This is a genomic window from Arthrobacter agilis (assembly GCF_006494655.1).
GTDB lineage: Bacteria > Actinomycetota > Actinomycetes > Actinomycetales > Micrococcaceae > Arthrobacter_D > Arthrobacter_D agilis.
In genome coordinates this window covers 70,383-84,999 of record NZ_VHIM01000008.1, presented here as the reverse complement: position 1 = coordinate 84,999, position 14,617 = coordinate 70,383, and the positions used below count along the sequence as shown (strand labels likewise).

The 14,617-nt window shown below is 68.7% G+C and carries 13 protein-coding genes; all 13 read right to left on the bottom strand.

Going from position 1 to position 14,617, the window contains the following annotated elements; genetic code table 11:
- Window positions 1-69: 69 nt before the first annotated feature.
- The gene (secG, locus tag FJV46_RS12795) at window positions 70-318 is read right to left on the bottom strand and encodes a preprotein translocase subunit SecG (RefSeq protein ID WP_087027007.1); all 249 of its coding nucleotides are present in this window, start codon (window positions 316-318) and stop codon (window positions 70-72) included.
- Window positions 319-370: 52 nt separating this feature from the next.
- Window positions 371-1,186 carry a triose-phosphate isomerase gene (gene tpiA / locus FJV46_RS12790; protein WP_087027009.1) on the bottom strand — a complete coding sequence of 272 codons (816 nt, stop codon included), beginning with the start codon at window positions 1,184-1,186 and terminating at the stop codon, window positions 371-373.
- A gap of 122 nt (window positions 1,187-1,308) precedes the next feature.
- Window positions 1,309-2,559 (bottom strand): phosphoglycerate kinase, encoded by a 1,251-nt coding sequence (locus tag FJV46_RS12785; RefSeq protein ID WP_087027010.1) that lies wholly within the window; start codon window positions 2,557-2,559, stop codon window positions 1,309-1,311.
- 11 nt (window positions 2,560-2,570) lie between these two features.
- Window positions 2,571-3,581, bottom strand: coding sequence for a type I glyceraldehyde-3-phosphate dehydrogenase (gene gap / locus FJV46_RS12780; protein WP_087027012.1), 1,011 nt, complete (start codon window positions 3,579-3,581; stop codon window positions 2,571-2,573).
- 273 nt (window positions 3,582-3,854) lie between these two features.
- Window positions 3,855-4,484, bottom strand: a complete 630-nt coding sequence (locus tag FJV46_RS12775; protein ID WP_087027147.1) for a superoxide dismutase — start codon at window positions 4,482-4,484, stop codon at window positions 3,855-3,857.
- Window positions 4,485-4,611: 127 nt separating this feature from the next.
- Window positions 4,612-5,592, bottom strand: a complete 981-nt coding sequence (gene whiA, locus FJV46_RS12770; protein ID WP_087027014.1) for a DNA-binding protein WhiA — start codon at window positions 5,590-5,592, stop codon at window positions 4,612-4,614.
- Window positions 5,593-5,602: 10 nt separating this feature from the next.
- Window positions 5,603-6,628 carry a gluconeogenesis factor YvcK family protein gene (locus FJV46_RS12765; protein WP_087027016.1) on the bottom strand — a complete coding sequence of 342 codons (1,026 nt, stop codon included), beginning with the start codon at window positions 6,626-6,628 and terminating at the stop codon, window positions 5,603-5,605.
- Complete coding sequence (gene rapZ / locus FJV46_RS12760) at window positions 6,628-7,527, bottom strand: RNase adapter RapZ (RefSeq protein WP_087027018.1); 900 nt, start codon at window positions 7,525-7,527, stop codon at window positions 6,628-6,630. Before rapZ ends, FJV46_RS12765 begins: the two co-directional genes overlap by 1 nt.
- 113 nt (window positions 7,528-7,640) lie before the next feature.
- The gene (gene uvrC, locus FJV46_RS12755; protein ID WP_087027020.1) at window positions 7,641-9,677 is read right to left on the bottom strand and encodes an excinuclease ABC subunit UvrC; all 2,037 of its coding nucleotides are present in this window, start codon (window positions 9,675-9,677) and stop codon (window positions 7,641-7,643) included.
- Between the two features lie 121 nt (window positions 9,678-9,798).
- Window positions 9,799-10,467: a lysophospholipid acyltransferase family protein gene (locus tag FJV46_RS12750; protein WP_087027021.1), complete on the bottom strand. Its 669-nt coding sequence runs from the start codon at window positions 10,465-10,467 to the stop codon at window positions 9,799-9,801.
- Window positions 10,454-11,119: an HAD hydrolase-like protein gene (locus FJV46_RS12745; RefSeq protein WP_158250096.1), complete on the bottom strand. Its 666-nt coding sequence runs from the start codon at window positions 11,117-11,119 to the stop codon at window positions 10,454-10,456. The genes FJV46_RS12750 and FJV46_RS12745 overlap by 14 nt, the downstream gene beginning before the upstream one ends.
- Before the next feature lie 75 nt (window positions 11,120-11,194).
- Complete coding sequence (uvrA, locus tag FJV46_RS12740) at window positions 11,195-14,107, bottom strand: excinuclease ABC subunit UvrA (RefSeq protein WP_087027023.1); 2,913 nt, start codon at window positions 14,105-14,107, stop codon at window positions 11,195-11,197.
- A gap of 85 nt (window positions 14,108-14,192) precedes the next feature.
- Complete coding sequence (locus tag FJV46_RS12735; protein WP_232008639.1) at window positions 14,193-14,570, bottom strand: GntR family transcriptional regulator; 378 nt, start codon at window positions 14,568-14,570, stop codon at window positions 14,193-14,195.
- Window positions 14,571-14,617 lie beyond the last annotated feature (47 nt).

Genomic DNA, 14,617 nt, shown 5'->3' with positions numbered 1-14,617 from the left:
CGTACGACAGAGCCCCCGCTTCCAGGAGAAGCGGGGGCTCTGCTGTATGCGGAGAAGGTGGTGCGGGCGTCAGGAGTCCGCGAAGCGCTGGATGAGCCCGAGCGCCACGATGACGACACCCCACGCGAGTCCGAGGGCCACCGTGAACCGGTTGAGGTTACGCTCGGCGACGCCCGAGGAACCCATGCTCGAGGTCATGCCGCCGCCGAACATGTCCGACATACCGCCGCCACGGCCCTTGTGCAGGAGGATCAGCAGGGTCAGCAGGAGGCTGGTGATCCCGAGCAGGACGAGCAGGATGATACGAAGGATTTCCACGGGGCCCTTTCAAGGCTCGAGAGCCGCTCGTCAGGAGCGGTAGGCGCAGGAACTAGTCTGTCACCAGATGCTGTTCGAACCTGACAATACTAGCAAATTCGGACACGTCGAGGCTCGCACCGCCGACGAGGACGCCGTCCACATCACGTTCCTTGAGGATGCTCGCGGCGTTGGCGGCCTTGACCGACCCGCCGTACAGCAGGCGCGCCCCGGCCGCCGTCCCGGCGTCGAAGAGGCCTTCGAGTTCCGTGCGGATGGCGGCGCACATCTCCTGCGCGTCCTCCGGTCCGGCGACCTCTCCCGTGCCGATCGCCCAGACCGGCTCGTAGGCGATCACAAGGGTCGCGGCCTGCTCTGGGGAAAGCCCGGCGACACCCTTGCGCAGCTGCGCCAGCGTGTGGTCCACGTGCGTACCCGCCTGGCGGATCTCGAGTCCCTCGCCGACACAGAGGACGGGAACCAGTCCGTGGCGGTAGGCGGCGTGGACCTTGCGGTTGAGCAGCTCGTCGGATTCGTGGTGGATGGTGCGGCGCTCCGAGTGACCCACGAGCGCGTAGGTGCAGTCGAGTTTTCCGAGGAACTGGCCGGAGATGTCACCGGTGTAGGCTCCGGCGTCCTCGGGCGAGAGGTCCTGGCCGCCGTAGACGACCTCGAGGTTGTCGCCCTTCACCAGGGTCTGCACACCGCGGAGATCCGTGAACGGAGGGAAGACCGAGACCTCGACGCGGGAGAAGTCGTGTCCCGCGTCGTCGAGGGTCCAGGCGAGCTTCTGCAGGAAGGTGATGCCCTGCATGTGGTCGAGGTTCATCTTCCAGTTACCCGCGATGAGCGGTCGGCGGTCGAAGGTTCCGTTGGTCGAGGTGGTCATCTCTACTCCATCATGTTCGTGTCATGGCAGCGGGATCCGCGAGGTCCTGGCCCCGCGGATCCCGCCGGTGATCGGTCTACGGCCCGACGCCCTGCCGGACGGTGTCCGGCAGGGCGTCGGTGCTAGTCCCGCGCGAGCGCGGTCAGCCCGGGCAGTTCCTTGCCTTCGAGGTACTCGAGGCTTGCGCCGCCTCCGGTCGAGATATGGCCGAACTGCTCGTCGGTGAATCCGAGGCCGCGTACCGCGGCGGCCGAGTCTCCACCGCCCACCACCGTGAGGGCACCGGCCGCCTGCGCTTCGACGAGGGCCTGCGCCACGGCACGTGTACCACCGGCGAACGAATCGAATTCGAAGACACCCATGGGCCCGTTCCAGAACACGGTCCTCGCCTCGGCGATGTTCGCCGCGAAGTCGGCGCCGGTCGCCGGTCCGATGTCCAGGCCGAGGCCCGTGGAGCCGTAGGCTCCCGACTCCATGGCGTCCGCGGCGATGACGCTGTGGCCGGCGTCCGCGGCGAACTTCTCGGCGACGACGATGTCCGTCGGCAGGACGAACTGCGTCCCGTCGCGGGCGCCGCGCTCTAGGTAACCCCGGACGGTCTCGATCCGATCCTCCTCCAGCAGGCTCGCGCCCACCCGGTGCCCCTGGGCGGCGAGGAAGGTGAACACCATCCCGCCACCCACGAGGATGCGGTCGGCGGTGCCGATGAGGTTCTCGATCACGGCCAGCTTGTCCGAGACCTTCGATCCGCCGAGCACGACGACGAAGGGACGCTCCGGCTCCTTCGTCAGCTTCTCGAGGACCACGAGCTCTGCCCGTACCAGGTCGCCCTGGTAGGCGGGCAGGAGCCCTGCCACATCGAAGACGCTCGCGTGCTTGCGGTGGACCGCCCCGAAGGCGTCGTCGACGTACGCGCCGGCGTCTCCTGCGAGGTCCGCCAGTTCCTGCGCGAACGACCGGCGTTCCGCCTCGTCCTTGCTCGTCTCACGGGCATCGAAACGCACGTTCTCGAGAACGAGCACCTCACCCTCAGCGAGAGCCGCGGCCGCACTCCGCGCGCCCTCCCCCGTCGTGTCGGGGGCGAGCGCGACCGGGAAGTCGGCGAGGTCCCGCAGGACGTCGACGGCCGGCGCCAGCGAGTACTTCGCCTCGGGTGCGCCCTTGGGCCGGCCAAGGTGGGCCATGACGATCACGGCCGCGCCCGCCTCGGTCAGCTTGCGCAGGACGGGCAGGGACGCACGGACACGTCCGTCGTCGGTCACGGTCAGGGACGGGACCTCGCCCTCGAGGGGCACGTTGAGGTCCGAGCGCACGAGGATGCGGCGCCCCCTGACGCCTTCGGCGAGGAGATCGTCGAGCGATGCGTAAGCCACGGGCGGTCCGCCTAGGAGAGCTTGGCAGCGACGATTTCGGTCAGGTCGACCAGGCGGTTCGAGTAGCCCCACTCGTTGTCGTACCAGCCGACGACCTTCACCTGGTTGCCGATGACCTTGGTCAGGCCGGAGTCGAAGATGCAGGACGCCGGGTCCGTCACGATGTCCGAGGAGACGATGGGCGCTTCGGTGTAGGAGAGGTAGTCCTTGAGCGAACCGTCCGACGCGGCCGCCTTGAAGGCCGCGTTCACGTCCTCGACGCTGACCTCGCTGCCCACGGTGACGGTGAGGTCGGTCGCGGAGCCCGTGGGCACTGGCACGCGGACCGCGTAGCCGTCGAGCTTGCCCTTGAGTTCCGGCAGGACGAGGCCGATCGCCTTCGCCGCACCGGTGGAGGTGGGGACCATGTTGATGGCTGCGGCGCGTGCCCGGCGGAGGTCCTTGTGGGGGCCGTCCTGCAGGTTCTGGTCCGCGGTGTAGGCATGGATCGTCGTCATGAGGCCACGCTCGATCCCGAAGGAGTCGTTGAGGACCTTGGCGAGGGGGCCGAGGCAGTTCGTGGTGCAGGACGCGTTGGAGATGATGTGGTGGTTCTCGGGGTCGTAGTCGCCGTCGTTGACGCCGAGGACCACGGTGAGGTCCTCGTCCGAGGCGGGGGCCGAGATCAGGACCTTCTTGGCGCCGGCGTCGATGTGCTTCTGCGCGTCGGCGGCCTTGGTGAAGAATCCCGTGGACTCGATGACGATGTCGACGCCCAGGTCCTTCCAGGGCAGGTTCGCGGGATCGCGCTCGGCCAGCACCTTGACGCGCTTGCCGCCGACGACGAGGTCACCGCCGTCGACCTCGACGGAGGCCTTCAGACGCCCCGTGACGGAGTCGTACTTCAGCAGGTGGGCGAGGGCCTCGGGGCTCGTGAGGTCGTTGACGGCGACGATCTCGAGGTCGGCGCCCTGCTCCAGCGCCGCACGGAAGTAGTTGCGGCCGATGCGGCCGAAGCCATTGATTCCAACACGTGTAGTCACGGGTTTCCATCTCCTTCATAGGTGGTGCCGCCGGCCGTCCCTTCTCGGGTTGCACCGGCGACGAATACATCTTGTACCGGGCACCCCTTCGTGCCGACATGGATCGGGTCCTGCGGGCTCCCTGCGGAACCGTGTCCGTGCAGGAGCCGTGCCGGGATCGCTCCCTGCACGGCTCCAACCTTACTCAGCGCGGCGCTCGCGCACGTACTGATGACGCCGGTTGCTGCGGACGGGTACACGTGATGCCCCCGGCCGCGGTGTGCGTCGGTGGTGCTAGTGGCCGGGGGTGATGAGGGTGCTGGCCCCGCTGGTCGCCGCCTGGAAGCGGGACTGGACATCGGCCCAGTTCACCAGGTTCCACCACGCCTTGACGTAGTCGGGCTTCACGTTCACGTAGTCCAGGTAGAACGCGTGCTCCCACATGTCCAGCATCAGCAGCGGAATGGTCCCCACAGGCACGTTGCCCTGCTGGTCGTAGAGCTGCTCGATCACGATGTTCTTCCCCAGCGGCTCGTACGCCAGCACAGCCCACCCGGAGCCCTGCAGGGACGTCGCCGCCGCCGTGAAGTGGGCCTGGAACGCGTCGAAGGACCCGAACGCATCCGCCAGGGCCGCCGCGAGCTCACCCTCGGGCTTGTCGCCGCCCTCGGGAGACATGTTCTTCCAGAAGATGCTGTGGTTGACCACACCACCCACATGGAACGCGAGGTCCTTGGAGAGCTTCGGGATGGTCGCGAACGACCCCTTCTCCCGGGCCTCGGCGAGCTGCGCCAGGGCGTCATTGGCGCCCTTGACGTAGGTGGCCTGGTGCTTGGAGTGATGCAGCTCCATGATCCGGCCCGAGATGTGCGGCTCCAGGGCCGCGTAGTCGTAGTCAAGATCCGGCAGTACGTATTCGCTCACGTCATCCTCCATGTAGTGATCCCGTACCCGCTGTGCGCACGGGCCTTCCCAGGCTCCGGGCTGCGGGCGCCCCGCTCGCTCACTGCTCGATCACAAGCGGGCTTGCTGTTCCATCCTATGCACTTCTTCACTCGTCGAGCATGTCCGCGGTCACATTGGCGTCGGTCCCCGGGATCCCGATATCGGACGCTCTCTTGTCGGCCATCGCGAGCAGGCGGCGGATGCGCCCGGCGATGGCATCCTTCGTCATCGGCGGGTCCGCCAGCCGCCCCAGCTCGTCCAGGCTGGCCTGCTTGTGCGCCACCCTCAGCTCCCCGGCGTAGCGCAGGTGCTCCGGCACGGCTTCTCCGAGGATCTCCAGTGCTCGCTCCACACGGGCTCCGGCGGCGACGGCGGCCTGCGCCGACCGTCGCAGGTTCGCGTCGTCGAAGTTCGCGAGGCGGTTCGCCGTCGCCCGGACCTCCTTGCGCATCCGGCGCTCCTCCCAGACCATGAGGGCGTCGTGCGCTCCCATGCGGGTCAGGAGGGCCGCGATCGTGTCGCCGTCCCGGATGACCACGCGGTCGACGCCGCGCACCTCGCGGGCCTTCGCGGCGATGTCGATGCGGCGCGCAGCTCCGACCAGGGCCAACGCGGATTCGGGGCCGGGGCAGGTGACCTCGAGGGAGGAGGAGCGCCCCGGTTCCGTGAGGGACCCGTGGGCCAGGAAGGCTCCACGCCAGACCGCCTCGGCATCCGCCGTCGAACCGTTCACGACGGCGGAGGGCAGGCCTCGAACGGGTCTCCCCCGCGTGTCCAGCAGGCCGGTCTGGCGGGCGAGCGACTCGCCGTCCCGCACCACGCGCACCACGTACCGGTTGCCGCGCTTGAGGCCACCACCGGTGACCACGATGATCTCGCTGTTGTGGCCGTACACCTCGGCGATGGCAGCACGGAGCCGGCGGGCCGTCGAGGCGAGGTCCACTTCGGCCTCGATGACGATCCGGCCGGAGATGATGTGGAGTCCCCCGGCGAACCTCAGCAGCGCGGACACCTCGGCCTTGCGGACCGAGGACTTCTTGACGTCGAGGTGGGACAACTCCTCTTTGACGTCGGCGGTCAGGGCCACAGATACACTCCTAGTTCTCGCCGAACATGTCGTTGTACGACGTCGCCAGCCGCAACGGATCGTGGACGGGCTTACCGGTCGAAACTCCCACTGTACCGAAGACCGCGCGGCCGCCCATCCCCGCGACGGCCTTCTCGAAGGCGGCCCGATCCGCTACCACGGCGGGATCCACGAGGACGACGTCGACCGTGAGATCCGGTGCGTAGCGCGAGATCACGGTGAGGTGGTCGATCGCACTCATGCCCTGGGTCTCCTTCGTGTCGTTGCTCAGGTTCATGGTGAGGCAGCGCCGGGCGGACGTGCGGCAGAGGGCGTCCCGCAGTTCGGGGAGAAGCAGGTGGGGCAGCACGGAGGTGTACCAGGAGCCGGGCCCGAGGACCACCCAGTCGGCCAGTTCGATGGCCTCCAGCGCATCCTGGCAGGCGGGCGCTGCCGCCGGGAGCAACCGGACGTTGCTCACGTTGCCGCTCTCGGCCGCGACGGCGAGCTTGGCCTGACCGGAGATGGTCGTGACGCGCAACGAGCCGTCCACCTCGCTGAGGACGTCACCCTCGATGGTCAGCGGGACGCTGGCCATCGGTAGGACGCGCCCCCGCGCCCCGAGCAGCGCGCCGGCCCACTGCAGGCCGGCGACGGGGTCTCCCAGCAATTCCCACAGCGTCACGATGAGCAGGTTCCCCATGGCGTGATCGTCGAGCGACCCGTCGACGCCGGGCCGCGAGGCGAACCGGTGCTGCATCACGTCGCGCCAGGTGCGCCCCCAGTCGGTGTCGTCACACAGGGCCGCCAGGGCCATCCGGAGGTCCCCCGGCGGCAGCACCCCCAGCTCGTGGCGGAGCCGCCCGGAGGAACCGCCGTCGTCGGCCACGGTCACCACGGCGGTGAGGTCCTGCGTCAGGAGACGCAGTGCGGAGAGGGAGGCGGACAGGCCGTGGCCGCCTCCGAGGGCGACGACGGAGGGTCCGGCGCCCTGCCCCTCAGCTCCCCTGCGCGAGGCCGGCGGGATGAGGGGCAGAGGGCCGGAGAACAGCGCCATTACTCACGCCCGAGGTCGCGGTGGTGCGCGGTGACCTGCACGCCGGGCAGCTGCGCCAGGCGCTGGGCGATCTCCTCCGTCACGGCGACGGACCGGTGCTTGCCGCCCGTGCATCCGACGGCGATCGTCGCGTAGTGCTTGTTCTCCCGGCGGTAGCCGTCGAGGACGGGGACTAGCGCATGCACGTAGCGGTCGACGAAATCGCCCGCTCCCTGGGCGGCCAGGACGTAGTCGCGGACCGGTGCGTCGAGGCCCGTCTGCGGGCGGAGGACCGGGACCCAGTGCGGATTGGGGATGAAGCGCACGTCCGCGACATAGTTCGCGTCCACCGGCAGTCCGTACTTGAACCCGAAGCTCACGACGTTGAGGCGCAGCACGATGGGCCCGGACTCCGAGAACAGCTCGGTGACGCTGGTCGCGAGGGCATGGACATTGAGCTCGCTCGTGTCGATCACGATGTCCGAGGAGTGCTTCAGCTCGGTGAGGACCTCGCGCTCGGCGGCGATCCCGTCGAGGATCCGCCCGTCGGCCTGCAGGGGGTGCGGGCGCCGGCCCTGCTCGAACCTCCGCACGAGGACGGCGTCGTCGGCATCGAGGAAGAGCACCCGGTAGTTGACCCCGGCTGCCCGGAGGGCGGCGAGGGACGCCCGGATGTCGTTGAAAAGTTCCTTGCCCCGCACGTCGATGACCACCGCGAGTTTCGGGATGGATTGCGGGGTGCGCGCGACGAGTTCCGTCAGCGTGGACAGCATCTGCGGCGGCAGGTTCTCCACCACGTACCAGCCGTGGTCCTCGAGCGCGTTGGCGGCCGTGCTGCGGCCGGCGCCCGACATCCCGGTCACCACCAGCAGCTCGGACTCGGTGGGTTTGACCGGAGTCAGGCTCGTGGCCTCAGTCATCGTGGTGCATCCGTTCCGGCTGGACGGCGCGCCCGGCATGCCGGAACGCCCCTGTGTGCGGTAAGTGCTGTCTGAAGTGCGCGGCGCCTCTCGGCCCACGGACTTCAGCCTAGCTAATCATCGATGATCTCGCCCGTGGTCATGTTGACCGCAGGTACGGCGTCCGCCCCGGCGGCCAGCGACGAACGGATGGACTCCGCGAGGGCGGGGCCGACGCCGGGCACGGCGACCAGCTCGTCGAGGGACGCGGCCCGGATCTTCTTGACCGAACCGAACTGCTTCAGCAGGGCCTTGCGCTTGGCGGGTCCCAGCCCGGCGATCTCGTCCAGTGCGGACGCCGTCATCGATTTCCCGCGCTTCTGCCGATGGAACGTGATGGCGAACCGGTGGGCCTCGTCGCGGATCCGCTGCAGCATGAACAGCCCCTCCGATGCCCGCGGCAGGATCACGGGGAACTCGCTGTCCTGGATCCAGACCTCCTCCAGGCGCTTGGCGAGTCCGATCACGAAGACGTCGTCGATGTCGAGGTCCCGGAGCGCGCGGGCGGCCGCGGCGACCTGGGGAGGCCCGCCGTCCACGACCACGAGGCTGGGCGGGTAGGCGAAACGGTTCCGGCTGATCGTCGTCGTCGTATCCCGGAGGGGCGTTTCCTCTCCCGCGACGTCCGGATGGTCGAGCACGGAGCTCTCGTCCTCGACCGGGTCCACCTCGGGGTCGGGAGCGGCGGCATCGCGCGGCTCCCCGGCCGTCCCCGCGAGGTAGTTGCGGAAGCGCCGGTAGATGACGTCGTACATGGACGCGGTGTCGTCACGCGCGGCGTCGCCCGTGATGGAGAACTTGCGGTACTCGGACTTCCGGGGCAGTCCGTCCTCGACGACCACCATCGAGGCCACCACATGGGTGCCCTGGACGTGCGAGATGTCGAAGCATTCGATCCGCATCAGCGGCTGCGGGAGGTCGAGCGCCTCCTGGAGCTCCTGCAGCGCGGCGGAGCGCGTGGTGATGTCGCCGGCACGCCTGCTCTTGTGGAGCCGCAGCGCGTCCGCGGCATTCTGCTCCACCGTCCCCATCAGCGTGGCCTTGTCGCCGCGCTGCGGCACCCTGACGTCGACACGCGAGCCCCGGAGCCCGCGGAGCCACTCGAGCATCTGCTCGCCGTTGGCCGGCAGCACGGGCACGAGCACCTCACGCGGGATCTGCTCGTTGCTGCTGTTGCCCTCGCCGTAGACCTGCTGCAGGAGGTGCTCCACGAGATCCGGCGTGTCCATGTCCTCGACCTTCTCGACGACCCACCCACGCTGCCCCCGGATCCTGCCGCCGCGCACGTGGAAGACCTGCGCCGCGGCCTCCAGCTCGTCCTCCTTGATCGCGAAGATGTCGGCGTCCGTGTCCTCGCTGAGCACCACCGTGTTGCGCTCGAACACACGGCGGAGCGCGGCGATGTCGTCGCGGAGCCGTGCCGCCGACTCGTAGTCGAGTTCTGCGACGGCGTCCGCCATGCGCCGCTCGAGGCCCGCGATGAATTTCTTCGAGTCCCCCGCCATGAAGTCGCAGAAGTCGTGCGCCAGGGCCCTGTGGTCCTCGGGCGTGATCCGGCCGACGCAGGGCGCGGCACACTTGTCGATGTAGCCGAGCAGGCACGGTCGTCCTGTCCGCTCCGCGCGCTTGAACACGCCTGCGCTGCACGTGCGGACGGGGAACACCCTGATCATCGTGTCGACGGTCTCGCGGATGGCCTTGGCAGGATAGAACGGCCCGAAGTACCGGGTGTCCTTCTTCTTGTCGCCGCGCATGACCTGAACGCGCGGGTACTTCTCCCCCATCGTGACGGCGAGGTACGGGTAGGACTTGTCGTCACGGAACATGACGTTGAAGCGCGGATCGAATTCCTTGATCCACGTGTACTCCAGCTGGAGCGCCTCGAGCTCGCTGCCGACGACCGTCCACTCGACACTCGCCGCCGTGAACACCATCGTCCGCGTCTTCGCCAGCAGGCCCTGCGGGTTGGCGAAGTAGGAGTTGAGGCGCGAACGGAGGTTCTTCGCCTTACCGACGTAGATGACCCGGCCGTGTTCGTCACGGAAACGGTAGACCCCCGGATCGAGCGGGATCTCGCCGGTCTTCGGACGGTACGTCACTGGATTTGCCACGGCATCAATCCTAGGGCGGGCCGCCGACATGCCCTTCCCCCGGGGGCCCCGTCCGCTCAGCGCGGATCCCGCCGGCGCGCCGCTCCGGCGGCATCCGTCCACCACGGGCGACGACGAACGCCTACTCCACCGCGGGGCTCTGGTTGTAGTGGGTCGCCCGCTCCTGGCGGCTGAGCGCGGCGATGCTGTCCATGATGGCATCGGTGGCGTTCCGCCGGGCGGGCAGCGGATGTCCCGGTCCGGTCTTCGCGAAGACCAGCGGCCGCCCGATCCGCAGTGTGAAGTGCTGAGGTCGGATGCCCTTCTTCCCGGCAGGCTGCAGGGCCTCGGTCCCCACGAGGCCGACAGGCACCACGGGCGCCCCGGTGGTGAGGGCCAACCACCCGACCCCGGTCCTCCCGCGGTACAGCCGACCGTCGCGCGAGCGGGTCCCCTCCGGGTAGATGCCGACGCCGTCGCCTTCCTCCAGCAGATCCAGGAGTGTCTTCAGGGCGGCCACGCTCGCCGCCTGCTGTCCGCGTTCCACCGGGATGGAACCGACGCCCTCGAAGAAGGACCTCATCAGCGCTCCCTTGACCCCGGTCCCCCTGAAGTACTCGGCCTTGGCGAAGAACGCCACGGGCCTCGGCATCAGGGCCTGAATGAGCACGCTGTCGAGGAAGGAGAGATGATTCGACGCGACGATGAAGGGGCCTGCCGCGGGGACATGGCGGAGCCCCTCGACGGTGGGGCGGCAGAGACCGGCGATGAGCCCACGCGTTGTGCTGCGGGTCAGGTCATAGACCCCCACGGAGGACCTCCAGCAGCTCGTCCGCGGAGCGCACCACGATGGCGGCGCCGGCGTCGTCCAGTTCCCCGTCCGCCGCGAATCCCCAGGCCACCCCGATGCAGGGTATGCCGTTGGCGACCGCGCCCTCGACGTCGTGCCGCCGGTCACCCACCATCACGGCGTTCCCTGCGGCGCCGGGGTGGGCGTCGAGGGCGGCCCGGATGATGGGTTCCTTGCCACTGACGGTCGAGCTCTCATCGCGCGGGGACCCGTGGACGGACGCGAAGAGCCCCAGCAGACCCTGGGCGCGGAGGAGTTCCTCGGCGAGCCACTCGGGCTTCTGCGTCGCCACGGCGACCACGGCGCCCTCCGCAGCAAGTGCCCGGACGCACGCGGCCATTCCGGGATAGGGACGGCTCTGCGCCATGCCGGTGGAGACATACCCGGCGCGGTAGGTGGACATGACGTCGAGCACGCGGTCCGGCGGGACCCCGACCACCGAGGTCAGCGATGCGAGCAGTGATGGACCGACCATCGACTGAAGGGTCTCGTCGTCGGGCCGCTCGAAGCCGTGCGCAACGAGCGCAGCGCGGATGCCCCCGGTGATGGCCCCTGCCGGGTCGACAAGGGTGCCGTCGAGGTCGAACAGGATCAGCGAGTGCGAAGGAGCCACCGGGCAAGCTTGCCATAACGCCGTCGAGGGCATGCGCCATGCGTGCCCTCGACGGCGGATCGGCCGGAGGGGCGGCTAGCGCGCCGCCTTCTCGAAGATCTCCTTGAGGAAAGTCCCCGTGTAGCTGCGATCGCTCTTCGCGACCTGCTCGGGAGTTCCCGTCGCGATGATCTGTCCGCCGCCCGAACCGCCGTCCGGACCGAGGTCGATCACCCAGTCGGCGCTCTTGATGACGTCGAGGTTGTGCTCGATGGTGATCACCGTGTTGCCCTTGTCGACGAGCCCCTGGAGCACGAGCAGCAGCTTGCGGATGTCCTCGAAGTGCAGTCCGGTCGTCGGCTCGTCGAGCACGTAGATACTGCGCCCGTTGGACCGCTTCTGCAGCTCGCTCGCGAGCTTGACCCGCTGGGCCTCGCCACCGGACAGGGTGGTGGCGGGCTGCCCGAGGCGGACGTAGCCGAGACCCACCTCGACGAGGGTGTTGAGGTGTCGCGCGATCGGGCTGAAGGCGGCGAAGAAGTCCGCACCCTCCTCGATGGGCATGTCGAGGACGTCGGCGATGGTCTTGCCCTTGTAGTGCACCTCGAGCGTCTCGCGGTTGTACCGCGCGCCGTGGCACACCTCGCACGGGACGTAGACGTCGGGCAGGAAGTTCATCTCGATCTTCAGCGTGCCGTCGCCCGAGCACGCCTCGCAGCGCCCGCCCTTGACGTTGAACGAGAACCGTCCCGGCAGGTACCCGCGGACCTTCGCCTCCGTGGTCTCCGCGAAGAGCTTCCGGATGTTGTCGAACACGCCGGTGTAGGTCGCGGGGTTCGAGCGGGGTGTCCTCCCGATCGGGCTCTGGTCGACGTGGATGACCTTGTCCAGGTGCTCCAGCCCGTCGATGCGCTTGTGCCGCCCGGCCACCTGCTTGGCGCCGTTGAGCTTGTTCGCCAGCACCTTGTAGAGGATGTCGTTGACGAGGGTCGACTTGCCCGAGCCACTCACGCCCGTGACGGCGGTCAGGACGCCGAGGGGGATCGTCGCATCCAGGTTGGTCAGGTTGTGCTCGCGCGCACCGACGATCTTCAGCTGGCGCGAGCGGTCGATCTTGCGGCGCTTCTTCGGGATCTCGATCCTCCGGCGCCCCGAGAGGTAGTCGCCCGTCAGCGACCTCTCGTTGGTCAGGAGATCCTCGAGGAGGCCGGAGTGCACCACCTCGCCGCCGTGCTCGCCGGCGCCGGGTCCGATATCCACGATCCAGTCGGCCTCGGCGATGGTGTCCTCGTCGTGCTCGACGACGATCAGCGTGTTGCCGAGGTTCCGCAGCCGCGTCAGCGTCTCGATGAGCCGGCGGTTGTCGCGCTGGTGCAGGCCGATGGACGGCTCGTCGAGGACGTAGAGCACGCCGACCAGGCCGGAGCCGATCTGGGTGGCGAGGCGGATGCGCTGGGCCTCGCCACCGGACAGCGTGCCGGAAGCGCGCTCCAGGTTCAGGTACTCGAGTCCGACGTCGAGGAGGAACGTCAGGCGGGCCTGGATCTCCTTGAGCACCTGGTTCGCGATCTGCGCCTCGCGGCCGGTCAGGACGAGGTTGTCGAGGAAGTCGGCGCAGTCGCGCATCGGCATCGCCGAGACCTCGGCGATGGAGCGTCCGTTGATGAGCACCGAGAGTGACGCAGGGTTGAGCCGCGCTCCGCCGCAGGTGGGGCAGGGGATCTCCCGCATGTACTCCTCGTAGCGGTCCCTCGCGTGATCCGATTCCGTCTCGAGGTGCTTGCGGTGGATGTACTGGATGGCTCCTTCGAATCCCGTGCTGTACTTCCGCTCCCTGCCGAAACGGTTCTTGTACTGCACCACCACCTTGTGGTCCTTGCCGTACAGGGCGGCCTCGCGGGCACGGTCCGGCAGCTTCCGCCACGGGGTGGTGATGTCGAAGCTGAGCTCCGATGCCAGTCCCTCGAGGAGCCGCGTCCAGTACTCGAGGGTCGCCGTCCCCAGTGACCATGGGGCGATGGCCCCCTCGGCCAGGCTGAGGTCGGGGTTCGGGACCACGAGCTCCTCGTCGACCTCGAGCTTGGTACCGATACCCGTGCAGGCCGGGCAGGCGCCGAACGGGTTGTTGAAGGAGAAGGAGCGCGGCTCGATCTCGTCGATGGCGAGCGGGTGCTCGTTGGGGCACGCCAGGTGCTCCGAGAACGCGTGCAGGCGTTTCTCGTCGTCCTCCGGCAGGTCCACGAATTCGGCGAGCACCCGACCGTCGGCCAGCTTCAGGGCCGTCTCGACCGAGTCGGTGAGGCGCTGCTGGATGCCGCTCTTCACCACGAGGCGGTCGACGATGACCTCGATGGTGTGCTTGTACTGCTTGCCGAGTTTGGGCGGGTCGCTGAGCTGGATGAGCGTTCCGTCGACGCGGGCGCGCGAGTAGCCTTTCGCGGTCAACTCCTGGAAGAGGTCCACGAACTCGCCCTTGCGTGCGCGCACCACCGGAGCCAGGACCTGGAAGCGCGTGCCCTCGTCGAGTTCCAGCAGCTGGTCGACGATCTGCTGCGGGGTCTGCTTGGCCACGGGCTCGCCGCAGACCGGGCAGTGCGGGCGGCCGACACGTGCCCAGAGCAGGCGCATGTAGTCGTAGATCTCGGTGATCGTGCCGACCGTGGAGCGGGGATTCTTGCTCGTCGACTTCTGATCGATCGAGACCGCGGGTGAGAGACCCTCGATGAAGTCGACGTCGGGCTTGTCCACCTGCCCCAGGAACTGGCGTGCGTAGGCGGACAGCGACTCCACGTAGCGGCGCTGGCCTTCGGCGAAGATGGTGTCGAACGCGAGGGAGGACTTGCCCGAACCGGAGAGGCCCGTGAAGACGATCATGGCGTCGCGCGGGAGGTCCAGGTCGACGTTACGCAGGTTGTGCTCGCGAGCGCCCTTGACGATCAGTCGGGACAGGTCCTGGGGAGCGGGCTCAGGATCGTGGGCGTGCTGCTCGAGGGAATTTGCTGTAGACACCCGATAACTGTAGGGGAAAGAGTGTTCGAAGACATCTTCGAATCGACCCCCTTCCGCGCCGGGACGGCGCGGGCGGGTGACCCGTTCACGCTCGGCGCAACGCTGCCCGCACGAACGCGACCGCGTCGGCCTCGGACAGGCCCGCCGACTGCACGACGGCGGCGAACTCCGCCGCAGCATCGCCCACCCGGCGGCGGGCGTCGTCACCCCCGGCCGTGATGACCGTCCCCGCCCGACCGCGGGTCTCGACGACCCCCGCCTGCTCCAATTCGCGGTACGCCCGCGCCACCGTATTCGCGGCGATCCCGAAGTGGGCGGCGAGCGCCCGCACCGACGGAAGGCGGGTCCCGACGGCGGCCGAGCCGGAGTTGGCCGCGGAGAGGATGGCTTGCTTGATCTGCTCGAACGGCGGACGTCCGCCCGCCTCGTCCAGCCTCAGCCACCGGGGAATCTCCTGCTGCACGGTGTCGCCTCTCCACCCGGGATGGTCAGGGGCCTCCGGCCCCGTTC

Excerpts from the sequence above, each read along its gene's own strand:
- tpiA (WP_087027009.1), bottom strand. The coding sequence starts at position 1,186 with ATGACCACCTCGACCAACGGAACCTTCGACCGCCGACCGCTCATCGCG.
- FJV46_RS12765 (WP_087027016.1), bottom strand. The coding sequence starts at position 6,628 with ATGGCGCTGTTCTCCGGCCCTCTGCCCCTCATCCCGCCGGCCTCGCGC.
- rapZ (WP_087027018.1), bottom strand. The coding sequence starts at position 7,527 with ATGACTGAGGCCACGAGCCTGACTCCGGTCAAACCCACCGAGTCCGAG.